The organism is Peribacillus acanthi, assembly GCF_003073175.1.
GTDB lineage: Bacteria > Bacillota > Bacilli > Bacillales > DSM-1321 > Bacillus_BN > Bacillus_BN acanthi.
On record NZ_QBBX01000003.1, the window covers coordinates 65,671 to 90,399 of the forward strand.

Here is a 24,729-nt window from a genome sequence, read left to right on the forward strand (position 1 = left end):
TCCAAACATGAGTAAATCAACAATGTACTTCAGGATAGAAACCACAGGCCATAACACCTAGGAGACTCCCACCCCTTCCTGCAGAAAGCAAGTTCCTCTCGCTGAAATCAACGGACAAACTTTCTAATACATTCAGTAGCCACTTCAAGTTAAAAATCACCAGACTATCTCTTTTGTAAAAATACGGTTAATTCTCCTGTTCCAAGGAGATACTAGCAATACAGAACAGAGATGATTTTCAGGAGGTACTTCGATGAGCTGGACAGGAATTGCTGTGTTTATCCAGTTGTTTTTTGGTGTTGTAATTGGTTTGTATTTCTTAAATCTCTTAAAAGGGCAACGTTCCCAAAGAGTGACGATCGATCGTGAATCCCGAAAAGAAATGGACCAACTAAGAAAAATGCGCTCTATCTCATTAACTGTGCCTCTAGCGGAAAGAGTAAGGCCGGCTAGCTTTGACGATATTGTAGGGCAAACTGATGGAATTAAAGCTTTAAAGGCAGCATTGTGTGGTCCGAATCCGCAGCACGTTATCATTTATGGTCCTCCAGGAGTAGGAAAGACAGCTGCTGCAAGACTTGTGTTGGAGGAAGCAAAAAAGTATGAAAGGTCTCCCTTTAAACGGAATGCGGTTTTCGTTGAGTTAGACGCAACTACAGCCCGATTTGATGAAAGAGGAATTGCGGATCCCTTAATAGGTTCGGTCCATGATCCAATTTACCAAGGTGCAGGGGCAATGGGGCAAGCCGGAATCCCTCAGCCAAAACAAGGGGCTGTTTCAAACGCCCATGGTGGGGTCTTGTTCATTGATGAAATAGGGGAATTGCATCCTATCCAAATGAATAAACTCTTAAAAGTATTAGAGGACCGTAAAGTCCATTTTGAAAGTGCCTACTACCAAGAAGAAAACAATGGAATTCCCGCACACATCCATGATATTTTTAAAAATGGTTTGCCTGCGGATTTTCGCTTAATCGGAGCCACAACACGAACACCAAGTGAAATTCCTGCAGCCATTCGCTCGCGATGTATGGAAGTATTTTTTAGGGAACTGGAACAAGAAGAAATCATAGAAGTAGCCCAAAATGCTTCAAAGAAAGTTAATATTAAAGTCAGTGAAAATGGAATGACTATCCTTTCTACATACGCAAGAAACGGTCGTGAGGCTGTCAACTTAGTTCAAACAGCTGCTGGCCTTGCAATCACTGAAAAACGTGACTTTGTGAAAGATGAAGAAATTGAGTGGATCGTCCAAACCAGCCAGTTGAGCCCAAGAATGGAGCGGAAAATCGGGGAACAATCTAAAATTGGTTTGGTGAATGGTTTAGCGGTTCATGGTCCGAACAGTGGTGCATTGTTGGAAATTGAAGTGACAGTAATCGCTGCAAAGGATAAAGGTTCTATCAATATCACTGGAATTGTAGAAGAAGAAAGTATTGGTGGAAGCGGAAAACAAATTAGACGAAAAAGCATGGCAAAAGGCTCAATCGAAAATGTGGTGACAGTATTAAGATCCATGGGTGTGCCTGCAGACCAATTTGATATTCACGTGAATTTCCCTGGGGGAGTTCCGATAGATGGACCTTCAGCTGGTATTGCTATGGCTACTGGTATTTACTCTGCGATTTATCGAATTCCTGTCGATCATAAAATCGCCATGACTGGTGAAATGAGCATACATGGATCAGTTAAACCGGTTGGAGGAGTGTATCCAAAGGTAAAGGCAGCGAAGTTAGCTGGTGCTGATACAATCATTATTCCTCAAGAAAACATGCAGTCCATCTTGAAAGAAATAGAAGGGGTAAAAATTGTTCCTGTCCTTCATTTTAGAGAAGTTTTAGATCTAGCATTAAAGAAGGAAGAACGACCAGAGGATGTCTTACCCAATCTTACGTTTCCACCTCGTGAAAAGAGTGTCTAAAAAAAGTGCTTCGGTGTAATTCGACACCGAAGCATTTTTTATGAACACCATGAGAATCAGCCTAGGGTAAATATAGAATTGATGTTTTTAGATACATCTCGGTGTTTCAATAGGGAGCAAGTTTTATGAGTCTTGTAATCCCAACATATAACATGTGAATTTGCTGTGATACACATTTTAGACGGGCAGTTTTGGAGATACTAATCGCATACATCTCATAAATTCAAACTGATAGACACACCCTGGCAAATAAGATAGAATTGTTAAAAGGTTGAGCAATGCTGAAATGGATGGATGCTTTGTCTTGATTTTCATAATTCCTAATCTTTATGCAGTTGATGAATTTCAGGGAATGCCTTGGAATTTTTTTTAACATATCGGTATTATTGGTTATCAACATTTCGCTTTATTTTTGGCGTATAGAAAAAAATATCGCTTATTCTTTTGGAGGTATTAGGCATGGCTGAACAAAAACAACTCATCGTCCCCCTCCTTCCGCTAAGAGGATTACTCGTTTACCCTACTATGGTCCTGCATTTAGATGTAGGTAGGGACAAGTCTATTCAGGCTTTGGAAAAAGCAATGGTGGAAGAACATCTTATCTTCTTGACCACTCAAATGGATGTTTCCTTAAACGATCCGAGTGAAGAAGATGTTTACACTATGGGAACTTTGACAAAGGTTAAGCAAATGTTAAAGCTTCCTAATGGGACTATCCGTGTTTTAGTCGAAGGTTTATCAAGAGCTGAGGCTATTTCAATTCAAGATCATGATACATATATGACTGCTGAATTGTTAACTTATGACGACTCAGAAGAGAAGGATGTCGAACATCAAGCTCTAATGAGAACGCTTCTTGAATATTTTGAGCAATATATTAAAATGTCCAAGAAAATTTCAGCAGAGACATTTGCATCCACTGCAGATATTGAAGAACCAGGACGACTAGCAGATATTATTTCATCTCATTTACCGTTGAAGTTGAAAGAAAAGCAGGAGATTCTTGAAACAATCGACATTAAAAAGCGTCTTGGCAAGGTTATTGATATCATCAATAATGAACGTGAAGTGCTTAATTTAGAAAAGAAAATTGGTCAACGTGTAAAGCGATCAATGGAAAGAACACAAAAAGAATATTATCTTCGTGAGCAAATGAAGGCCATTCAAAAAGAACTTGGAGATAAAGAAGGCAAAACAGGTGAAATTGCCATTTTGACTGAAAAAATCGAAAAGGCTAATATGCCGAATCACATTCAAGAAACAGCGATGAAGGAATTGGACCGCTATGAAAAGGTACCTTCCAGTTCAGCAGAAAGCGCTGTAATTCGAAACTATCTTGAATGGCTTGTCGCTCTTCCATGGTCTAATGCGACGGAGGATAATATCGATATTGCTCGAGCTGAAAAAGTATTGGATAAAGATCACTATGGTTTAGAAAAGGTGAAAGAAAGAGTTTTGGAGTATTTGGCTGTGCAAAAGTTGACCAACTCTTTAAAAGGACCAATCCTTTGTTTAGCAGGACCTCCTGGAGTAGGAAAAACAAGTTTAGCAAGGTCGATTGCAACCTCGTTAAATCGAAATTTTGTCCGTATTTCTTTAGGTGGAGTACGTGATGAATCCGAAATTCGTGGACATCGTCGAACCTATGTTGGTGCAATGCCAGGTAGAATTATTCAGGGCATGAAAAAAGCTGGGACGATTAATCCAGTATTCCTATTGGATGAAATCGATAAAATGTCCTCTGATTTCAGAGGTGATCCTTCTTCTGCTATGCTTGAAGTGTTGGACCCAGAGCAAAATCACAACTTTAGTGACCACTATATAGAAGAAACATATGATTTATCGAAAGTGATGTTCATTGCCACTGCCAATAACCTAGCAACTATTCCTGGACCATTGCGTGACCGTATGGAAATCATTAATATTGCAGGTTATACGGAACTGGAAAAATTGCATATCGCAAAAGACCATCTATTACCAAAGCAAATTGCTGAACATGGATTGAAGAAATCACAGCTTCAGATCAAAGATGAAGCGATTCAAAAAATTATTAGATACTATACTCGAGAAGCTGGAGTTCGTAGTTTAGAGAGACAGCTTGCGAATGTATGTAGAAAAACGGCAAAAATCATCGTTGCTGGGGATAAGAAAAAGGTCATTGTTTCTGATAAAACTGTTGATACTTTCTTAGGTAAACCGAAATTCCGTTATGGTCAGGCTGAAATGGAGGATCAAATCGGCGTTGCAACGGGATTAGCTTACACGACGGTTGGTGGAGACACCCTTCAGATTGAGGTTTCTCTTTCCCAAGGAAAAGGTAAGCTTGTCTTAACAGGGAAACTGGGTGACGTAATGAAGGAATCAGCCCAAGCAGCCTTCAGTTATATTCGTTCCAAGCCTGAAGAACTTGGAATTGATAAGAATTTCCATGAAAAATACGACATCCATATCCACGTTCCTGAAGGAGCAGTACCAAAAGATGGTCCATCTGCGGGTATTACTATTACGACGGCGCTCGTTTCTGCTTTAAGTGGAAAACCTGTCCGAAGAGAAGTAGGTATGACAGGAGAGGTAACATTACGTGGTCGCGTATTGCCGATTGGTGGAGTTAAAGAAAAAACATTAAGTGCACATCGAGCAGGTTTAACGAAAATCATTTTGCCGAAGGATAATGAAAAGGACATAGATGATATCCCTGAAAGCGTAAGAAATGAATTAGAATTTGTCTTAGTATCCCATGTTGATGAGGTATTGAAGCAAGCATTAGTAGGTGCAAGCAAATGAAAGTAACACATGCGGATATAGTGATTAGCGCAGTAAAACCAGAGCAATACCCAGAAGGTAATTTACCGGAATTCGCTCTGGCAGGAAGATCGAATGTTGGAAAGTCTTCCTTCATAAATAAAATGATCAATCGTAAGAATTTAGCAAGAACATCTTCAAAACCTGGTAAAACCCAGACTTTGAATTTCTACATCATAAATGAAGAAATACACTTTGTAGATGTACCGGGGTATGGGTATGCAAAAGTAAGTAAATCCGAGCGTGAGGCATGGGGAAGGATGATTGAGACTTACTTCACTGCACGTGAACAGTTAAAAGCTGCCTTATTGATTGTCGATCTTCGTCATCCTCCTTCCAAGGATGATGTGATGATGTATGATTTCTTAAAACATCATGGAATCCCGGTAATTATCGTTGCGACAAAAGCCGATAAAATCCCGAAAGGTAAATGGCAAAAGCATCTCAAAGTTGTAAAAGAGACTTTGGAAATCGAACATGGTGACGAAGTGATTATGTTTTCATCTGAAACAGGGCTTGGCAAGGATGAAGCCTGGTCAGCACTATTTAGACATATGAAATAGAACTAAATACTGTTTAAAAAAAGAAACAGCCGATCTTTTGATTGGCTGTTTCTTTTTTGAGTTTTATGAAAGATAAGATTGTATGAATGAACATTTATGTAATTGGAAAAAATTAATTATGGGGTCAACTAGAAATTTAGCTTATTAGTTATTTTTTTCGGATAAACATTACATAAAAACCAATGCCTATTAAAACAAAAGGCCAAAATTTCAATGCTGTATCCATTCCGTTTTCAAGTACACCCATCATCTTAAAGATTCGATCATAGAAAAGGAGAAGGATCGAGACAGTAAGTAGTAAGATTCCATGGAACATTCCCTTTTTTGTTTTATTGGCTCGTAAAATGAATCCTAAGGCGATAATTAATATGAATACTCCAATGTCATTTGGCCAAATTTTAAGTTTTCCAACCACGTGAAAATGCAGTCCGAAACCGAATAAAATCACTCCGGGAAGAATACTGTCAAACTCTTTACCCATATATGCTTGCAGTAAAAAGGCTATGCCTACTATTCCAAGCAATGTTGGCCAGGAATAAAACCCTTCGAAAAGAGTGATTGCGTTTTGTTGCATGAAAAAGTAGAGACCAAATCCTATTAAAATGACTCCAGGAAAAATATGTTGGGATTTCATAAATTACCTCCATAAAAATCAATTGTAACTGCTTGCAACATCAATACTTTTTTGGTACGGTACATTAGTAGGTTTATGTCGAATATTGGTGATAAATAGTTGGTTCTATTATTAATAATTAAGGAAAACATTACTGTTTCCATGTTAGCATATGAATTCATATTCTGTTCATAATTTTTTCAGGTACGAAACAATGTCCATGATATAATGGTCATGGAACTTTTATAGTCAAAATTAATTGGGGGTGCGAAGGATATATGCATATTTTAGCAGTTGGTCTCAACTATAAAACTGCCCCTGTAGAAATTCGTGAACGTCTATCATTTAATGAAACTGAGCTTGCAGATGCAATGCGAGCATTAAATAATAAAAAAAGCATTTTAGAGAATATCATTATTTCTACATGCAATAGAACGGAAATTTACGCGGTTGTCGATCAAATCCATACGGGCCGTTATTATATTAAAGAATTCCTTTCCCAATGGTTCAATCTTGAAGTAAGTGAATTTTCACCATTCCTATTCATATATGAGGGTGATGGTGCGGTAGAACACTTATTCCAAGTGAGCTGTGGGTTGAATTCAATGGTACTTGGAGAAACACAAATCCTTGGTCAAGTACGTTCTAGTTATCTTCTTGGACAAGCTGAACAGACTACAGGTACAGTGTTCAATCATTTATTTAAACAAGCTATTACTTTAGCAAAGAAAGCTCACGCTGAAACGGAAATCAATACTAATGCTGTTTCTGTAAGCTATGCAGCAGTAGAGTTAGCTAAAAAAATCTTTGGTTCTTTAGAAAATAAGAATGTACTCGTTTTAGGAGCAGGTAAAATGGGTGAACTTGCCATCCAAAACCTCTATAGTAACGGTGCAAAAGATGTGACGGTTATTAATCGTACGTTTGAAAAAGCTTTGAATCTTGCAGAGCGTTTCTCGGGCAAAGCAAAACAGCTTCAAGAATTACAATGTGCATTAGTTGAGGCTGATATCCTTATCTCTTCTACAGGATCCAAGGATTATGTCATCACTAAAGAAATGATGATGCAGGTCAATAAACTGAGAAAAGGCCGTCCTATTTTCATGGTCGACATTGCTGTCCCGCGTGACCTTGATCCAGATTTAGCAAAGCTTGATAGCATCTTCCTTTATGATATTGATGATTTGGAAGGGATTGTAGAAGCTAATCTTCAAGAGCGTAAAAAAGCTGCTGAATCGATTTTGATCATGATTGAAGGCGAAATAGTAGAGTTTAACTCTTGGATTAATATGCTCGGTGTAGTACCAGTCATTTCTGCTTTACGTGAAAAGGCTTTAGCGATTCAGGCGGACACAATGGATAGCATTGAAAGAAAACTTCCACACTTGTCTGAACGTGACATGAAAGTCCTTAACAAGCATACAAAAAGTATCGTAAACCAAATGCTCAAGGATCCAATCATGTTTGCAAAAGAGCTAGCGGGAAATCAACCTGAAAGTGCAGAAGCTCTTCAGAATTTCATTAAAACTTTTAATATTGAAGAATTGGTGACTAAGCAAACAGCCACTGAGATTCAGCAACCAAGTGTAGCAAAAGTAGGATTGAAGCCTGTTCAGGCTCATGCGTAAGAGAGGCTTCTTCCTATGTTAGAAATGTATATGACAAGATTGCATGAGTTTACGGTAGTACTGTATGCGGTAAGTGTGCTCTTATACTTTATTGATTTCCTTCATAATGACCGGAGGGCAAACCGTTTTGCCTTCTGGCTGCTTGCGATTGTTTGGGTGCTTCAAACAATCTTTTTGTTTCTTTATGTCAAAAAAACTGGAAGATTCCCAGTCTTGACGATTTTTGAAGGGCTATATTTTTACGCTTGGGTATTAATTACACTCTCTTTAGCTATTAATAAGTTATTACGGGTGGATTTTACCGTTTTCTTTACGAATGTACTGGGCTTCATTGTTATGGCCATCCATACATTTGCTCCAGTTCAAGTAGAATCAGAGGTACTTGCCCAAAAACTAGTTTCAGAGTTGCTATTGATTCATATTACGATGGCAATCCTGTCTTATGGTGCATTTTCACTATCCTTCGTATTTTCCCTTCTCTATTTATTGCAATATGATTTGTTGAAAAGGAAAAAATGGGGAAAGCGCTTAATCCGGTTAGGTGACCTATCAAAGTTGGAACATATGTCATATGTATTAACAGTGATTGGAGTGCCTATGCTTTTATTAGCATTAATTCTTGGCTTGCAGTGGGCATACATAAAAGTCCCTGATGTGAGCTGGTTCGATTCGAAAATCGTTGGGTCATTCATTGTACTCATTTCTTATAGTTGTTATTTATATTTGAGGGTTCGTAAGCAAGTCTACGGAAAAACACTTGCCTATTGGAACATCGCTTCATTTTTTATCGTATTAATTAACTTTTTACTATTTGGAAGCTTATCTGCTTTCCATTTTTGGAACACTTAGGAGGGTCCCATGAGAAAAATTATTGTAGGCTCCAGAAGAAGTAAATTAGCTTTGACGCAGACGAATTGGGTCATTAACCAATTAAAATCCCTTGGGCTGCCATTTGAATTTGAGGTTAAGGAAATAGTGACTAAAGGTGATCAAATCTTAGATGTCACACTTTCCAAGGTTGGGGGCAAAGGGTTATTCGTTAAAGAAATCGAACAAGCTCTTTTAGATAAAGAAATTGATATAGCTGTCCATAGTATGAAAGATATGCCTGCAGTATTGCCAGAGGGACTGACAATTGGTTGTATCCCTTTTAGGGAAGATCATAGAGATGCGTTAATTTCCAAGGATGGTAAAACATTAGATGAGCTTCCTGCAGGGTCAATCATTGGAACAAGTAGTCTTAGACGTAGTTCCCAAATTCTTGCGAGAAGACCAGATTTAGAAATTAAATGGATTCGTGGAAACATTGACACTCGTCTTCAAAAATTAAAGGACGAAGATTATGATGCGATTATTTTAGCAGCTGCTGGATTAGCTCGGATGGGTTGGAAATCTGAAGTAGTTACAGAATTCTTAGATACAGATTTTTGTTTACCTGCAGTTGGTCAAGGCGCTTTATCTATTGAATGTCGTGAAGATGACCAAGAACTATTGGCACAACTTAGCAAATTCACCTGCAATAAAACGAAAATCGCTGTTGAAGCGGAACGTGCTTTTCTTGATAAAATGGAAGGTGGCTGCCAGGTTCCCATTGCCGGTTTCGCTACGGTAGACGATTCCGAAAATGTTACATTAACATCACTTGTGGCAAGCCCGGATGGAAAAGTCATCTATAAAGAAATGATTTCAGGAAAAGATCCTGTTGAGGTTGGTCATGAAGTAGCTAGTCTACTTTCGAAAGAAGGAGCAAAAGAATTGATTGACAAGGTTAAAGAGGAGCTGGATAAGTAATGGATGAACAAGGCTTTCTCCATCAAAAATATGTGTTAATCACAAGAGGAAGCAACCAGTCCTATGAAATGTCCAGCAAGATTAAACAGCACGGAGGGATTCCTATAGTAATCCCTCTCTTGTCGTTTCAAAAATCAGAAACCAACCGAGAAGAAATCTCCGCTGTGTTGAACAGGCTCTCGAATTTCGATTGGTTGGTTTTAACGAGTAAAAATGGTGTCGATTATTTTTTCGAATGGTTACAGTGCCTTGAAATCCAAACAACATTACCGAAAATAGCAGTCATTGGTGCAAAGACCCTTTCTTACTTACAATCAAAGGGATTTGAAGCAGATTTTATTCCCACTACATATGTTGCTGAAGTGTTTGTAGAAGAATTTTTAACAATCTTAAAACAAGGGGAACAAGTTTTAATTGCTAAAGGAAATCTTGCGAGGAATATTATTGCCGTTGCCATACGTGAAAATGGTAATCTTTGCGAAGAAATCATCATGTATGATACCGTAATTCCTGAAGGCAGTGACAGTGCTTTAAAAGACTGTTTAAGTGAAAAAAATATCGATGTCATTACTTTTACAAGTTCTTCAGCGATTGACCACTTTATGAAAGTTGTGGAGCACTATCAATTACAAGATTACATACGGAATTCACTGATCGCCTGCATTGGTCCAATTGCAAAGGCGACGGCTAATAAACATGGATTGAACGTCGAAATATGTCCGGACGTGTATACCATTGATGGAATGATTGACTCTATGAAAAGCTATTATTCGAATAAAAATAGGAGGGACTTAGAATGAAAGACCTACAGTTCACACGTCATCGAAGATTACGCCAAAACGCGAATATGAGAGCACTGGTAAGAGAAACATTTTTACGTACGGAAGACTTAATCTATCCAATCTTTATCGCTGCAGGAGAAAATGTGAAAAATGAAGTCACCTCCATGCCAGGAGTGTTTCAATTATCCTTAGATAAATTCATGGAAGAAGTGGATGAGGCAGTAGAGCTTGGCATCAAATCAGTTATTCTATTTGGTGTACCTTACGATCATGAAAAAGATGAAACGGGTACTGGGGCATTCAGCCACAATGGTTTAGTCCAACAAGGAACAAGATTAGTGAAGGAAAAGTATCCTGATTTATTAGTAGTAGCTGATACTTGTCTATGCGAGTACACAAGTCATGGTCACTGCGGCATTGTAGAAGAGGGCAAAGTACTAAATGACCCAACTCTAGACCTTCTTGCAAAAACGGCTGTCAGTCAAGTTGAGGCTGGTGCGGATATTATTGCTCCATCCAATATGATGGATGGTTTTGTTGCTGCTATCCGTGCTGGTTTAGATGAAGCTGGATACCATGATGTTCCGATTATGTCTTACGCTGTAAAATATTCTTCTGCTTATTACGGACCATTCCGTGATGCAGCTAATAGTGCACCTCAATTCGGCGACCGCAAAGCTTATCAAATGGATCCTGCAAACCGATTAGAAGCATTACGGGAAGCAGAATCGGATATGATGGAAGGCGCGGACTTCCTAATGGTCAAGCCTGCATTAGCATATATGGATATCATTAGAGATGTGAAAAATTCCTTTAATTTGCCTGTTGTCGCTTACAATGTTAGTGGAGAATACTCCATGATCAAAGCGGCTGCACAGAATGGTTGGATTGATGAAAAGAGCATCGTAATGGAAACGTTGACCGGATTAAAGCGTGCTGGTGCAGATTTAATCATCACATATTTTGCAAAAGACGTGGCTAAATGGGTGAAAGAGCTGTAATTAATTTTATAAGATTAAGGAGACGTTGATATGAGATCTTTCGAAAAATCAAAGCAAGCGTTTCAGGAAGCAAAGTCACTTATGCCAGGTGGAGTAAACAGTCCTGTCCGTGCTTTTAAATCTGTAAATATGGATCCGATTTTCATGGAAAGTGGAAAGGGATCAAAAATTTATGACATCGATGGCAATGAATATATCGATTATGTTCTTTCTTGGGGTCCGCTAATCTTAGGACATACAAATGATCATGTTGTAGAGGAAATCAAAAAAGTAGCTGAAACGGGAACAAGTTTTGGAGCGCCAACTCTTTTAGAAAACGAACTTGCCAAGCTTGTCATCGAGCGTGTCCCTTCCATTGAAGTTATTCGTATGGTGTCCTCTGGAACGGAAGCTACCATGAGTGCTCTACGTCTCGCACGCGGATATACTGGAAGAAACAAGATTCTTAAATTTGAAGGATGCTACCATGGCCATGGGGATTCCTTATTGATTAAAGCAGGGTCTGGAGTTGCTACTCTTGGACTACCTGATAGTCCGGGAGTGCCTGAAGGTGTGGCAATGAACACAATTACAGTGGCATACAATGATCTGGAAAGCGTGAAATATGCCTTCGAGCAATTCGGGGATGATATCGCTGGTATCATTGTAGAGCCGGTTGCAGGAAACATGGGTGTTGTTCCTCCACAACCTGGATTTTTAGAAGGGTTGCGTGACATTACATCACAATATGGAGCGTTATTAATTTTTGATGAAGTTATGACAGGGTTCCGTGTAGGATATAACTGTGCACAAGGCTACTATGGTATCACACCGGATTTAACATGCCTAGGCAAGGTTATTGGTGGAGGACTTCCAGTTGGAGCATATGGTGGTAAAGCTGAAATCATGGAACAAATTGCCCCAAGCGGTCCTATTTATCAAGCAGGCACACTTTCTGGAAATCCATTAGCGATGGCAGCTGGATATGCTACTTTAAGTCAGCTAAAGCCTGAACATTATGATGAGTTCAATAAAAAAGCAGACCGACTTGAAGAAGGCATCACTGAAGCTGCGCGTAAATATGACGTCCCTGTATCCTTTAACCGTGCAGGCTCAATGATCGGATTCTTCTTTACGAATGAAGAAGTAATTAACTACGAAAAAGCAAAAACTTCTAACCTTGAATTCTTTGCAGCATACTATCGTGAAATGGCTGAGCAAGGTATCTTCCTACCACCTTCACAATTTGAAGGAATGTTCCTATCAACCGCACATAGCGATGAGGATATTGAGAAGACGATAGAAGCAGTTGAAAAATCATTTGCTGCATTAAAAAGATAATGAACTACGTCCTGTGTTACAGGGCGTTTTTTTGTTGAGAGCTGGGATACACAAAACAAACATGATTTTCCTTTAAAGAACCGGTACTTACTGTCATATTCCTGCTTCATTATACATAGAGTTGTATTGGTATATATATCGTTTTGAGCCATGAGGGGAGGAAATTATTTTGACGAATGATCAATCGTACTTACGATTTTCATTAGAAGAGTCTGTTTGGTTTCAAAAAGGACAGGAAGTAGGGGAGCTATTTAGTCTTGCCATTGATCCAAATGTCACCATTGCTGAAAATGATCAGTATGTAAATATAAAAGGATATTTGGAATTGACAGGCCAGTATCGTAGCAGTGGTAGAAGTCAAGTGTGGGAGACTGGTGATATATCGCCAAATAGTTTCCAAAGAACGATTCAGAATGTGGAAAGGGATGATCAAGGTTATAGCACTTTTAAACATGCCTTCCCTGTAGACATTTCAATTCCAGCCAATAGAATTAGTTCACTGGACGAAGTGAATGTAATGATTCAGACGTTTGATTATACTATGCCTGAAAATAATTGTTTAAAATTATCCGCAGATTTATGTATTACCGGTATTTACGGGGAACAACAGTTTACCCCGCAACAAGAGCCTGAAACCCATCATCCGTATCAAGCCTTTACACCAGAAACTGAAGAAGTATTTGCTCATCGATCCTACGAGACAGAGGAATTAGATGAAGAAGTTGAAGAATATGAAAACGAAGAATCTGCCGAAGTTGTGGAGCCGATACTTTATCGTGAAGAAGATGAGTATGAGCCTTTTACCGTTGAAGCATCCAAACTTCCACGTGAAGACGAGGAATCTTATACAGAATCTACTTTCGTATATCAATATGAGGATGAAGAAGTATCCTCTCAAAAAGAGTCATTTACTGAGATTCCAGTCTTTCATTATCAAGAAGAAATATTGGAGGAAGGGGAGCAAGAGTACCAGGTAAGGCAAGAAAATCAGGTTTTGCAGGAGGAATCTCAGTACGACCAAGATGTATCAGTTCTTAATTCACCATATTATCAGGAGGACTATAGTCAAAGAATTGAAGATGCAGAAGAACAACGGATAACACAAGATACTTTTGTTCAAGAAGTAGAAGAGGAAGTAGTCGTGGAAACTGAAAATGTAGAGGAAATCTCCTATCAGGCAAGTCCAAGGGTCAATACTACATTTTCTGTTCAGCAATACGCAGAAAAAGCTTCAAATGCAGAAGCAGTGGAGCAAAAGCCAGTTGAAGAAAAGCGAATTTCCACTGCGAGCGTTTCTTTAACTGACTTTTTTGGGAAGAAGGAAACTCAGGATAAAGCGATACTAAAAGTTTGCATTGTCCAACATGGAGAAAATTTACATGAAGTAGCCAGTCGATATCAAGTTCCAGTCCAGGATATCGTAAAGAAAAATGACTTAGATGATGAAAATGATATTTATGAAGGTCAAGTCCTCTACATTCCACAAGTTGTAGCCAATCGAAAATAATATTCCATAACAGTTTGGGCCTGGCTCAAGCTGTTATTTTTTCGAAAATCCAAAGAGACTGGGGGTGAAGGGATGGAATTGAAAAAAGAAATGGAAACCCAAGTCGACGAAATCATGAAATTTTACATGTTACAGGTGAGATATCATGAAAACATGGGCAAAATTGATAAAATTTATACAGATCAAGGTGTGTTCGCTTTAAAGAGCATAGATCCAAAAATAGGTATGGATTTTATACGGAACGTTCAGAAACTGTATCAAAGAGGCTATAACCGCATTGTTCCCATTTTCATGACCATGGACAATCGTTATGGAGTTTTGAACAATGGTAAGCTGTATTATTTGATGCCCTGGCTTTTAGATGACAATAATAGTGAGAGAAATGAAAAGCATAAGCATATGTTTCGAGAACTAGCCAGGATGCATACGCTAACGTCCAAAGAAATTGAAGTCAAAAAAGAAGAACGGGAAGCACATTATGAAAAAACAGTGGAACTGTGGAATAAGCAGAAGGAATTTCTCGAGGAATTTGTTCAAGCTAGTGAACGTAAATGGTATATGTCGCCTTTTGAGTTATTGTACTGCTCATACTATCATGACATTTCACAAGCTCTAACCTTTTCCATCAAAAAGTTAGAAGAATGGTATGAAAAAACGAAAGATAGTGAAAAGCTTCGGACTGTGGTCACACATGGAAAGGTATCAATCTCCCATTTTTTATATGATGACAGGGGCTATGGACATTTTATTAATTTTGAAGATTCAAAAACAGCCCCTGTTCATTTTGATCTATTGCCATTTATAGTTAATTCATGTAAAACGTATCCTATCCGTCATGATGATGCGATTGATTGGTTATATACGTATTTAAAGTATTTTTCCTTAAAGGAAGAAGAAATGATGTTGTTCTTAAGCTATTTAGCCCATCCAGGAGCCATCATATCTTCCGTAGAACATTATCATGAAAAACGAAATCAAAGAACAGAAATTATGTACATGAAAAACCTTCAACGTAACTATTGGACATTGAAAAATGTGGAGTATGTCGTGATGAGAATTGATGAAATCGAGAAACAGAAAAAAGCTGCAGCCGCTGCGGCAGCCCAGCAAGATTAAAATTCCTACGTATTCCTTTATTTACCGAAATTGTAGCCTTTATTACCGAACGGGACATCTTTTTTACCGAAATTCCAGATTTATTACCGAAGCAGCCTCATATATTACCGAAACGCCTAAATCACACGATTTTTTCTCAAATCCAATCTGACCGAAGGCTAACTGCCAAAAAGACTAATAAGCCGAGGAATAAAATATCAAATGCAGTCGGAAAAAAGAAAGTCCGGATTCCTTGGAATATGCAAAAAGGAATAATAAATTGATTGCAAAGAGCTCGCAAATTACGTAGCCAAGGGGGCATGTTGTAGGGATTGTATCTTTTTTTCATTTTAGCCACCCGCCTTAATAGGTATTTGTTTTATCTTATTGTTATTCAAAGAAAAAGGTGAAAATAACTGCACATTAGACGAGTCTGCGTATATACTAGTAAAAAATCGGGAAAGATTATTGACGTTAAGATTACATTTTTGTACTATAAACGTAACTCTATAAAAGTAAAAGCAAGGATTGGGATAAGTAGACTTGAATTCTGATTTCAGAGAGAGAAACCATTTGGTGGGAGGTTTCTTATTCAAGAGCTAGTCGAAGTCACCCATAAGCTGCATTCGTGAACGAATTTTTTAGTAGTGAATGCCGGTGAAAAGCCGTTATTGTCATTAAGCGCCGAATGGGTTTTTTCATTCGGAAAAAAGGTGGTACCGCGAACAACTCTCTTCGTCCTTTTCACAAGGAAAGAGAGTTTTTTTATTTGCAAAAAAGTGTTTTAGGAGGGCTAAACATGGAAACAGAACAACAAACTACCTCAATGCCAACTAAATACGATCCGAAAGCTATTGAAAAAGGTCGTTATGAGTGGTGGCTAAAAGGCAAATTTTTTGAAGCAAAAGATGATGAGCAAAAGGAACCTTATACAATCGTTATCCCGCCACCGAACGTTACAGGGAAGCTACATTTAGGTCATGCTTGGGATACGACGTTACAAGATATTTTGACTCGTATGAAAAGAATGCAGGGCTATGATGTTCTCTGGTTACCAGGAATGGACCACGCTGGAATCGCTACTCAAGCGAAGGTAGAAGAAAAGCTACGTAGCGAAGGGAAGAGCCGTTACGACTTAGGTCGTGAAGCATTTGTTAAAGAAACATGGAAATGGAAAGAAGAATATGCTGGCCATATCCGTGAGCAATGGGCTAAGATGGGTCTTGGTTTAGACTACTCTCGTGAACGTTTTACACTCGATGAAGGTCTTTCTAAGGCAGTTAGAGAAGTTTTCGTTTCCCTTTACAATAAAGGCTTAATCTATCGTGGGGAATATATCATCAACTGGGATCCTTCCACGAAGACTGCCTTATCTGATATCGAAGTTATATATAAAGATGTTCAAGGTGCTTTTTACCACATGAAATATCCATTGGCTGATGGAAGTGGTCATATTGAAGTTGCAACAACACGTCCTGAGACGATGCTTGGTGATACTGCAGTTGCCGTTCATCCAGAAGATCCACGCTATAAGCACTTGATTGGTAAAACCGTCATTCTACCAATCGTTGGACGCGAGATCTCAATTGTGGGTGATGATTATGTTGATATGGAATTCGGTTCTGGAGCAGTAAAAATTACTCCAGCACATGATCCGAATGACTTTGAAATCGGAAACCGCCACAATTTAGAACGAGTTCTAGTGATGCATGAAGACGGCACGATGAATGGAAAAGCTGGCAAATACGAAGGTATGGATCGTTTTGAATGCCGTAAGCAAATCGTAAAAGATCTACAAGAGCAAGGTGTCTTATTCAAAATTGAAGAGCACATGCATTCAGTTGGACACTCAGAGCGTAGTGGGGCAGTCGTAGAGCCTTACCTATCCACTCAATGGTTCGTAAAAATGCAGCCTTTGGCAGATGCAGCAGTGGAACTTCAAAAACAAGAAGAGAAGGTCAACTTCGTACCAGAACGTTTCGAAAAGACTTATCTACACTGGATGGAAAATATCCGTGACTGGTGTATTTCCCGTCAATTATGGTGGGGACACCGCATTCCAGCCTGGTACCATAAGGAAACAGGTGAAGTATATGTAGGACATGATGCACCTGCTGATGAGGAAAATTGGAAGCAAGATGAAGATGTTTTAGATACTTGGTTTAGTTCAGCTCTATGGCCATTCTCTACAATGGGTTGGCCGGATGAAGAGGCTCCGGACTTTAAGCGTTATTATCCAACAGGCTGCCTAGTAACTGGATACGATATCATTTTCTTCTGGGTTTCACGTATGATTTTCCAAGGCTTGGAGTTCACAGGTGAGCGTCCATTTAAAGACGTTCTAATCCACGGACTTGTTCGTGACTCAGAAGGTCGCAAAATGAGTAAATCACTTGGTAACGGTGTTGATCCGATGGATGTCATCGATCAATATGGTGCCGACTCCCTTCGTTATTTCTTATCGACTGGAAGCTCACCAGGCCAAGATTTACGTTTCAGCATGGAAAAAGTAGAGGCGATCTGGAACTTCTCCAATAAGATTTGGAACGCTTCACGTTTCGCATTGATGAACATGAACGGTATGAAGTATGAAGAAATCGATTTATCCGGTGAAAAATCAGTTGCAGACAAGTGGATTTTAACACGATTAAATGAAACGATTGAAAATGTGACTCGACTTGCTGATAAGTATGAATTCGGAGAAGTTGGGCGTCTACTTTATAACTTCATCTGGGATGACTTCTGTGACTGGTATATTGAAATGGCGAAGCTTCCTTTATACGGTGAAGATGAAGCTGCAAAGAAAACAACTCGTTCAATCTTGGCATACGTACTTGATAATACGATGAGATTACTGCATCCATTCATGCCGTTCATCACGGAAGAAATCTGGCAAAACTTACCTCACAATGGAGAATCGATCACTGTTGCAGCTTGGCCGACAGTGAATGCTGACCTTTCTGATTCAGAAGCAGCAGAAGAGATGAAGCTTCTAGTAGAAATCATTCGTACGGTACGTAATATCCGTGCAGAGGTGAACACACCTTTAAGTAAAAAAATCAGCTTAATCCTTAAGACGAAGGATGAAAAAATCTCTGAGATGCTTCAAAAGAACAGTGCCTATATTGAACGCTTCTGTAACCCAGAAGTATTAACGATTGGCACTAAAGTCGAAGAGCCAGAGCAGGCTATGACTGCTGTAGTAACAGGAGTAGAATTGATTCTTCCATTACAAGGATTAATCAATATCGAAGAAGAGCTGAAACGTCTAGAAAAAGAACGTGAAAAGCTTGATAAAGAAGTAGAACGTGTTCAGAAAAAACTGGGTAATGAAGGCTTTGTAAGTAAAGCTCCAGCTCATGTTATTGATGAAGAGCGTGCAAAAGAGAAAGACTACGTTGAAAAACGTGATGCAGTTGCTAACAGAATAAATGAATTAAAGAAATTAAAATAAAGTAAAATTAATACGGCTTATAATATAACCACCAAAAAATCTAATTTTTTGAGGCGAGGTTATATTATGAGCCATTTTATTTTTTATATAGAAAGTAGAAATACATAATATATATAATATATTTAGTAATTAATTAAGGTAAATAGGTGCAGACAAGGAAATTAAATAGGTGAATGGTAGGGGGATTAATGAAGAATTATAAAACAGAACAGTACACATATTTTTACGAATGTGAAAAAATGGTTTCCGATCATCTTAAGACAAACTATCTTTATTTTGATTTTACACATGAGGAATACTCAATCACTGAACAAAAACAAAATATAGAAAAAGGTATAATTAAATCCATTGATTCTATACTTAATTATCCTAATCTAGTGCTTGAAAAAATAAATTTAAATTCCAATTGTATACATATAATATTGAACCCATTTTATAATATTGATACTATATTTTCCATTTTCATTACTAAATATATTATAGAATATCAGTGTCTTCCATTTGACTTTGAGAGAATATATAAGAATTTGAAAAATTTATTAATAATAGATAAAGAAATGAATTTAGACGCAATTATTATTGCAGCTAAACACCAAAATAAACCAGGAGATGTGATTAATAAATTTTTACTATTTTTCGAAAAGAATCTTTTTATTTTAAATGATAAGGATTCTACAGATGTTAAAAATTGTATGTTATTGAAAGAAAACGATTTAAGTTTATTTTCTCAAGAGTTGGCATTATTGAAGCTAGATAAAGAAAACTATCTCTCAGAATCTAACAATCACTTATACACAAAGACGGAAAATCTAGATGTTATTTTAGATGAAAACAAGGTTGAAGAAATAAAAGTGAAAATTTATTTACAACCACCTACATCTCTATTTTCGGAATATTGGGCTAAAACTGAAAACAATGGTTTATATATATTATTTTCAGATGGCATAAAAATAAAACCTCTTATTACCGGCTTTAACCATAAAAGACTAGTGAAAAATCTATCTTTTTTTGAAAATTATTACCGAAAGCCTTATGAGGAAAATGAAGATTGGAAGATAATAGATGGAGAGATATGCAATAACGATTCAATTTTAAAACAAAATCAAATTCTTGAAATTATGAGGGAATATACAGATCCCTGGATTTCAACGCAGAAAGTTTCATATGTTTTCCCATTCCATTTTGATTATAAAAAATTCAATCGAATTCAAAAGAGATTCTCAAAAAGATTTGGTAGTCCTATCAATGAGGAAAACAAATATAAACAGTTTTCTAAGAATTTTCTACCATTGTTTAATGACTATTTTTTTAATAATACAAAACTTCCAAATTCTCAACTACATAGTAGAAACTTCTTAGTAGCAGCTAAAAAAGTTATTACATTTAATGAGGATTCCTTTTCAATTGATAAGGATATTTTGATAGATAATCCATTATTATTTAGGGAAATAAAAGTAGAATCTAGATTATTCAAATATGGAGTAGGTTTTTTAGTTCTAAATTCTAGTTTTTCAGGAGACGTTCCTTTAAATTATATTTTGGAAATTGATAAAAGAATTTGTCAAGATGTAAATAAAATAATTAGTTACTTCTTAAAAGAGGAAATGGAAATTCAACATGAGTCCACAAGAAAAGGAATAGCGTATGAATCTATTGAAATTATAGGAAATACTTATATACCAGAAAAGAAAGAAAATATAGTATTAAAAACGTGTAGCGCAACAAAAAAAACATATATCTCAAGCCTAGAAGAAAAGAATAGAGAGATTCAACAAAAGTTTTTACAAAGGGGAGATTTATTGTTTTATGGGTTTTCACGTAGTTGCGGTGTTCAATATTTAGTTGAAAAAGACTCAATAGATCGAACTGGATTAGAAAAATTATCAAAGAATTTTCTTGAGGAAAAATTTTTTATCTTTTTGTTTTCTGCACAACAAAGAGATGGACTACGGAAATTTTCTGATAAAATAGTCCGTGACAGTCTTGTCTCTGAAAAAATGAATGCAAGTGCTATACGACAAGATTTTCTGCACTTTTTAACACAAGCTAAATTGGGACATATTTCTGATAATAATGTTATTGCAAAGTTTTATGAAAAATGGCAAGTAGTATTTGATAGTGAAGCCATATATAAAGAAGTTAACGAAAAATTAAATGCCATTGATCAATATCAGCAAACCAAGTTATCTTTCCGATTTAATTTAGTTTCTTATGTTTTATTTCCAATTGTCTTTTTATCATCTCTTTTCACTATGAGTATATTCAAGACCAAAAGTTCATTTGAATTAGATGTTTATATAGTTTTGCTCATGTGTGCTTTTTCAGTAGGACTCTTCTTTATTAGAACAAAGAGTAAATAGAGGTGATTTTGTGGATTATAATCAAATAATTAAACGTGAAGAAGAGTTTAGAAATGAGCATATAAGCGCAAATAATTTTTTAATACTAAAAGGTAATTTACCTGTTATGGTATCTGCACCACATGCAGTAAAACAAATTCGTAATGGAAGAGTAAAACAATCGGAATCTTATACCGGAGTTATTGCTGAACTTTTGCATGAAAATGGTAGTATTCATTCAATTATTAAAACAAGAAATAATAATGATGATGCTAATTATGATAAAAACTGTCTTTATAAATTAGAGTTAATAAAATATATAAAAAATCAAAATATAAAATTCTTACTTGATCTTCATATTATGAATGAGTCTTATAAAAATTCAATTGAAATAGCAACTGGATATGGTGAAAACATTCAAAAAAATTATTCTGTAGTAGATACTATTATTAAAGTTGCAAAATCATTAGGGTTTAATGATTTTGCCAATGATTATCATTTTAAAGCAGATAATCCTAATTGTGTTGCTGCTTTTGTTAGTAAACATTGTAAAATTCCAGCTATTCAAATGGAAATTAATTGGAGAGAGATTAATGCTGAAAAAAATAGAAAAGGCTTTTACCAAATCTATTTATTTTTGTTAAATACTTTAGAAGAAATGTCAAAACAAAATTGTAAATAAATATTGAGATAAATGTTAATGGTCTTTTATTTTATCACTAAGGAGAATAAGTTTATGTTTACGAGCATGGAAAAGGCACAGGATTTCTTGTTTAATAGAGAAACCAAATTGGGAATGGAATTTGGACTTAAAAGAATGGAGGATATGCTGAAAGAATTTTCAAATCCTGAAAGGAATTTTAGAAGCATCCATCTTGCTGGTACAAACGGAAAAGGTTCTACACTAAATGCATTGAAGGAAATATTAATGGCAGAGGGCTTAAAGATTGGTAGTTTTACTTCACCTCATCTTGAAAAAGTCAATGAGAGAATAATGATCAATCAAATGATGATTACTGATGAAGATTTTCTTTGTTTGTTAAATAAAATTCTACCTATATTAGAAGAAGGTAAAGCTGGTTATAGAGCAACTTATTTTGAAATTATAACAGTTTTAGCCATCCTATTTTTTGAGAAAAGTGAAGTTGATATTACACTTTTTGAAACGGGATTAGGAGGAAGATTAGATTCAACAAATGTAATAACACCATTACTATCAATCATTACTTCAATTTCACTAGATCATACAAGCATATTAGGGGATTCTCTGGAAGAAATTGCATATGAAAAAGCTGGCATCATAAAAAAAAGAGTTCCAGTTATAAGTGGTGTTATTGACCAGGGACCGAGCAATGTAATTGAAGAGAAAGCAATAAATGAACAATCATCAATTTATCGATTAAACTCTGAAATAATCATAAATGATATTCTTCAAAAACCAGATTTTCAAAGTTTCTCATTTTCTATGGATAACAATCATCTATCAAATATAGATCTTAAAATGCTAGGAAATCATCAAATAAATAATGCAGCATTGTCAATTGCAGCTGTGTTTTTGTTAAATGAAAACTATGGTTTAAATATTTCTGAAGAAAGCATTCGAAAAGGGTTAAAAAAAGCAATGTGGGCAGGTAGATTTGAAGTTCTTCCTAATAATATCATCTTAGATGGATCCCATAATCCAGAAGGTATGAACGTTTTAATTGATACTTTAAAAATTAGATATCCAGATAAGAACTATCATTTTGTGTTTACATCATTAAAAGATAAAGACTATAAAAAAGTAATTAGTATGTTGGATTGTGTTGCTTCCTCCATTACTTTCACACAAATACCTTTTGCAAGAGCTACTACTACAAATGAATTACTTATGGCTAGCACTTGTACTAATAAAACAAGTAAAGAAAATTGGAAAGAAGCAATAAAACAATCTATGTTTGTATGTGGTCCGAATGATTTATTAATTGTTACGGGTTCTTTGTATTTTATAGGGTTGGCAAGACCGTATATAAAGGAATTATTAAACTGAAAATAATGTCAACAATTATTATGTAATATTTTCAATTAAATTAACTGAAATATATGACAAAAGAAGGATTAATTGATAATATTTGTATAGTATAAATGGAATCATACTAGAAAGGGGTGGGAATATGCAGGTTAGTAAACTTTTAAAAATAGTCATCTGGTTTTTATGGATTTTAATAGTACCAGCAGGCATCTGGCTTACACATCTATATTTCCCATCACAAATTTCTGGGGATCACTGGATTTTCGTCCAATTTGCAATACTAGTGTGCTTGCTTGCATATTTTCCACTTGTTATTAACCAAACGCCGATCTTTAGTGCGCAAGCGGTTTCATTGACCGTCTTTCTAGTTTATGGTTTATCTACTGAATTAATTTTGATGCAAATTGCTGTTCTTGCCCTAATGTTAAAGGTAAAGGTAACAAAACAAGACTCCTTTAGGATTCCATTAAACTCACTAATGTTCTTTTTGGTTTCACTTACTAGTGGTCTAATTTATTATGCTATAGGTGGGACTCATTTTGCGTTAGATATAAATAATAAAGAAGATTTTTTGAAAATTTTAGCGTATGCAACTACTTATTTCGTTATTAATCAAACGATTTTATCGTTAATAATCATCTATTTGTTTAAAAGAAAACGGAATATTTTCGGGAAAGATTTGTTAGTCGATTCGATCAGTTCAATTATCGCATTCCCAATAGGGCTTGTGCTGTTCACTCTCTACCAACAGCTAGGATCAATCGCCATTCTCTTTGTTGGGATTCCTATGTTAGGTCTCTCTCTAATTTTGCGTCTCTATTATTCTTCTGAAAACATTAATAGATTTCTGCAAAAAGCGAGTGAAGTGGGTCATCAACTTGCCGAAAGACTAAATGTTGATGAAGTATTGGATGTATTCATCAATCAAATTTCAGAAATATTCCATGTGGATGTGGCGTATATTCTTGATGTTGATCAACAAAAGCAAGAGCTCTATATGCTACGTTCAATAAATGGTAGGAAAGAAAAATTCCGTCCATTGAAACCTTTTGAAGGAATAAGTGGGACAGTTTGGAAAACGGAACAATCAGTTTTGTATTGCAAGCAAAAAGAGTGGAAACATCTTTCAATGGGGACTTTACCTGATTACATTGAAAGTGTTCTTGCAGTACCTATTCTGCGTAACTCTGAAGTTCGAGGGGTATTGTTACTCGGAAGCCGTCAACAAAGGGCCTATGAAAAATCCCAATTGATGATTGTCGATATTTTATGTTCATACTTGGCCATCGCTGTCGAAAATGCCAAGCACCATCAAATTGCCAAACAAAAAAGTGAACGTTGCGCTCTGACAGGACTTTACAATTTTGGCTACTTTGAGACCAAACTATCTCAACTTTTTATGGATAATAATGAAGCACAAGAAAAGAAGATCTCCATAATCCTAATAGACATAGATCACTTTAAATCTGTGAATGACAATTATGGTCATCAAAGCGGCAATGATATCCTATGTCAAATCGCTAAACGAATTAACGAATATGTTGGTGACCGTGGACTAGTTGCAAGGTATGGTGGGGAAGAGTTTGTAATCATGGTGGAAAACTATTCATGTAGTGAAGTCTATAAAATGGCAGAGGAAATTCGCAAACTCATTGCTACACGTCCATTTACCGTTACTTCTGATCTAGAGACAACGAGATCCAAAATTCTAGTGAATATTACGGCGAGTATCGGTTTCGCTACTGCACCTAAAGATGCAGATGACGCGATGTCATTAATGAGGCATGCAGACCGTGCCATGTATACGGGTGCAAAAAGAGCTGGACGCAATAAGGTTGCACAGTATATAAAATAAGCAAAAGGCCTTTATTTGGTTTTTTGCTTATTTGTATGTGTCAAAAA

General features: G+C 36.5%; 18 protein-coding genes and 1 other annotated feature. Of the genes, 16 read left to right on the forward strand and 2 right to left on the reverse strand.

From position 1 onward, the window contains the following. Positions 1–253: 253 nt before the first annotated feature. The 3 genes from lonB (at position 254) to yihA (ending at position 5,286) form a co-directional block, all read left to right on the forward strand. Complete coding sequence (lonB, locus tag DBX25_RS03570; protein WP_108669410.1) at positions 254–1,921, forward strand: ATP-dependent protease LonB; 1,668 nt, start codon at positions 254–256, stop codon at positions 1,919–1,921. Positions 1,922–2,380: 459 nt separating this feature from the next. Continuing rightward, the gene (gene lon / locus DBX25_RS03575; RefSeq protein ID WP_108669411.1) at positions 2,381–4,705 is read left to right on the forward strand and encodes an endopeptidase La; all 2,325 of its coding nucleotides are present in this window, start codon (positions 2,381–2,383) and stop codon (positions 4,703–4,705) included. Then, the gene (yihA, locus tag DBX25_RS03580) at positions 4,702–5,286 is read left to right on the forward strand and encodes a ribosome biogenesis GTP-binding protein YihA/YsxC (protein WP_108669412.1); all 585 of its coding nucleotides are present in this window, start codon (positions 4,702–4,704) and stop codon (positions 5,284–5,286) included. The genes lon and yihA overlap by 4 nt, the downstream gene beginning before the upstream one ends. Positions 5,287–5,434: 148 nt before the next feature. On the opposite strand, the gene DBX25_RS03585 is transcribed toward yihA, so the two are convergent. Further along, positions 5,435–5,920: a LiaI-LiaF-like domain-containing protein gene (locus tag DBX25_RS03585; protein WP_108669413.1), complete on the reverse strand. Its 486-nt coding sequence runs from the start codon at positions 5,918–5,920 to the stop codon at positions 5,435–5,437. 257 nt (positions 5,921–6,177) lie between these two features. Between DBX25_RS03585 and hemA the strand changes: the two genes are divergently transcribed. The 8 genes from hemA to ysxE all read left to right on the forward strand — a co-directional run bounded on the left by hemA (position 6,178) and on the right by ysxE (position 15,044). After that, positions 6,178–7,527: a glutamyl-tRNA reductase gene (gene hemA, locus DBX25_RS03590; RefSeq protein WP_108669414.1), complete on the forward strand. Its 1,350-nt coding sequence runs from the start codon at positions 6,178–6,180 to the stop codon at positions 7,525–7,527. Between the two features lie 15 nt (positions 7,528–7,542). Continuing rightward, complete coding sequence (locus DBX25_RS03595) at positions 7,543–8,376, forward strand: cytochrome C assembly family protein (RefSeq protein ID WP_108669415.1); 834 nt, start codon at positions 7,543–7,545, stop codon at positions 8,374–8,376. A gap of 9 nt (positions 8,377–8,385) precedes the next feature. Then, positions 8,386–9,318: a hydroxymethylbilane synthase gene (gene hemC, locus DBX25_RS03600; RefSeq protein WP_108669416.1), complete on the forward strand. Its 933-nt coding sequence runs from the start codon at positions 8,386–8,388 to the stop codon at positions 9,316–9,318. Then, complete coding sequence (locus DBX25_RS03605; protein ID WP_108669417.1) at positions 9,318–10,118, forward strand: uroporphyrinogen-III synthase; 801 nt, start codon at positions 9,318–9,320, stop codon at positions 10,116–10,118. The genes hemC and DBX25_RS03605 overlap by 1 nt, the downstream gene beginning before the upstream one ends. Beyond that, complete coding sequence (hemB, locus tag DBX25_RS03610; RefSeq protein ID WP_108669418.1) at positions 10,115–11,101, forward strand: porphobilinogen synthase; 987 nt, start codon at positions 10,115–10,117, stop codon at positions 11,099–11,101. The genes DBX25_RS03605 and hemB overlap by 4 nt, the downstream gene beginning before the upstream one ends. Positions 11,102–11,131: 30 nt before the next feature. Beyond that, the gene (hemL, locus tag DBX25_RS03615) at positions 11,132–12,421 is read left to right on the forward strand and encodes a glutamate-1-semialdehyde 2,1-aminomutase (RefSeq protein WP_108669419.1); all 1,290 of its coding nucleotides are present in this window, start codon (positions 11,132–11,134) and stop codon (positions 12,419–12,421) included. Positions 12,422–12,590: 169 nt separating this feature from the next. Next, positions 12,591–13,928, forward strand: a complete 1,338-nt coding sequence (locus tag DBX25_RS03620) for a LysM peptidoglycan-binding domain-containing protein (RefSeq protein ID WP_108669420.1) — start codon at positions 12,591–12,593, stop codon at positions 13,926–13,928. 72 nt (positions 13,929–14,000) lie between these two features. After that, positions 14,001–15,044, forward strand: coding sequence for a spore coat protein YsxE (gene ysxE, locus DBX25_RS03625; RefSeq protein ID WP_108669421.1), 1,044 nt, complete (start codon positions 14,001–14,003; stop codon positions 15,042–15,044). A 136-nt stretch (positions 15,045–15,180) separates the two neighbouring features. Here ysxE and DBX25_RS21135 read toward each other — a convergent pair whose 3' ends face one another. Next, on the reverse strand, positions 15,181–15,372 hold the full coding sequence (locus tag DBX25_RS21135) for a hypothetical protein (RefSeq protein ID WP_108669422.1): 192 nt from the start codon (positions 15,370–15,372) through the stop codon (positions 15,181–15,183). 166 nt (positions 15,373–15,538) lie between these two features. Then, positions 15,539–15,769 (forward strand) — a binding site (T-box leader). Between the two features lie 53 nt (positions 15,770–15,822). Between DBX25_RS21135 and DBX25_RS03635 the strand changes: the two genes are divergently transcribed. From DBX25_RS03635 to DBX25_RS03655, 5 genes are all read left to right on the forward strand, one after another. Beyond that, positions 15,823–18,477, forward strand: a complete 2,655-nt coding sequence (locus DBX25_RS03635; protein ID WP_108669423.1) for a valine--tRNA ligase — start codon at positions 15,823–15,825, stop codon at positions 18,475–18,477. A gap of 188 nt (positions 18,478–18,665) precedes the next feature. Continuing rightward, entirely contained in the window at positions 18,666–20,837 is a 2,172-nt protein-coding gene (locus tag DBX25_RS03640; RefSeq protein WP_108669424.1) for a hypothetical protein, read from the forward strand. A gap of 10 nt (positions 20,838–20,847) precedes the next feature. After that, positions 20,848–21,498 (forward strand): hypothetical protein, encoded by a 651-nt coding sequence (locus DBX25_RS03645; protein WP_108669425.1) that lies wholly within the window; start codon positions 20,848–20,850, stop codon positions 21,496–21,498. A gap of 66 nt (positions 21,499–21,564) precedes the next feature. Beyond that, positions 21,565–22,845: a bifunctional folylpolyglutamate synthase/dihydrofolate synthase gene (locus DBX25_RS03650; protein WP_240620140.1), complete on the forward strand. Its 1,281-nt coding sequence runs from the start codon at positions 21,565–21,567 to the stop codon at positions 22,843–22,845. 124 nt (positions 22,846–22,969) lie between these two features. Further along, complete coding sequence (locus tag DBX25_RS03655; protein ID WP_108669427.1) at positions 22,970–24,682, forward strand: sensor domain-containing diguanylate cyclase; 1,713 nt, start codon at positions 22,970–22,972, stop codon at positions 24,680–24,682. The last annotated feature ends 47 nt before the right edge of the window (positions 24,683–24,729 follow it).

Excerpts from the sequence above, each read along its gene's own strand:
- yihA (WP_108669412.1), top strand. The coding sequence starts at position 4,702 with ATGAAAGTAACACATGCGGATATAGTGATTAGCGCAGTAAAACCAGAG.
- DBX25_RS03585 (WP_108669413.1), bottom strand. The coding sequence starts at position 5,920 with ATGAAATCCCAACATATTTTTCCTGGAGTCATTTTAATAGGATTTGGT.
- DBX25_RS03640 (WP_108669424.1), top strand. The coding sequence starts at position 18,666 with ATGAAGAATTATAAAACAGAACAGTACACATATTTTTACGAATGTGAA.
- DBX25_RS03650 (WP_240620140.1), top strand. The coding sequence starts at position 21,565 with ATGGAAAAGGCACAGGATTTCTTGTTTAATAGAGAAACCAAATTGGGA.
- ysxE (WP_108669421.1), top strand. The coding sequence starts at position 14,001 with ATGGAATTGAAAAAAGAAATGGAAACCCAAGTCGACGAAATCATGAAA.
- DBX25_RS03595 (WP_108669415.1), top strand. The coding sequence starts at position 7,543 with ATGTTAGAAATGTATATGACAAGATTGCATGAGTTTACGGTAGTACTG.
- hemC (WP_108669416.1), top strand. The coding sequence starts at position 8,386 with ATGAGAAAAATTATTGTAGGCTCCAGAAGAAGTAAATTAGCTTTGACG.
- hemA (WP_108669414.1), top strand. The coding sequence starts at position 6,178 with ATGCATATTTTAGCAGTTGGTCTCAACTATAAAACTGCCCCTGTAGAA.
- DBX25_RS03605 (WP_108669417.1), top strand. The coding sequence starts at position 9,318 with ATGGATGAACAAGGCTTTCTCCATCAAAAATATGTGTTAATCACAAGA.
- DBX25_RS21135 (WP_108669422.1), bottom strand. The coding sequence starts at position 15,372 with ATGAAAAAAAGATACAATCCCTACAACATGCCCCCTTGGCTACGTAAT.
- hemL (WP_108669419.1), top strand. The coding sequence starts at position 11,132 with ATGAGATCTTTCGAAAAATCAAAGCAAGCGTTTCAGGAAGCAAAGTCA.
- lonB (WP_108669410.1), top strand. The coding sequence starts at position 254 with ATGAGCTGGACAGGAATTGCTGTGTTTATCCAGTTGTTTTTTGGTGTT.
- lon (WP_108669411.1), top strand. The coding sequence starts at position 2,381 with ATGGCTGAACAAAAACAACTCATCGTCCCCCTCCTTCCGCTAAGAGGA.
- DBX25_RS03655 (WP_108669427.1), top strand. The coding sequence starts at position 22,970 with ATGCAGGTTAGTAAACTTTTAAAAATAGTCATCTGGTTTTTATGGATT.
- hemB (WP_108669418.1), top strand. The coding sequence starts at position 10,115 with ATGAAAGACCTACAGTTCACACGTCATCGAAGATTACGCCAAAACGCG.
- DBX25_RS03635 (WP_108669423.1), top strand. The coding sequence starts at position 15,823 with ATGGAAACAGAACAACAAACTACCTCAATGCCAACTAAATACGATCCG.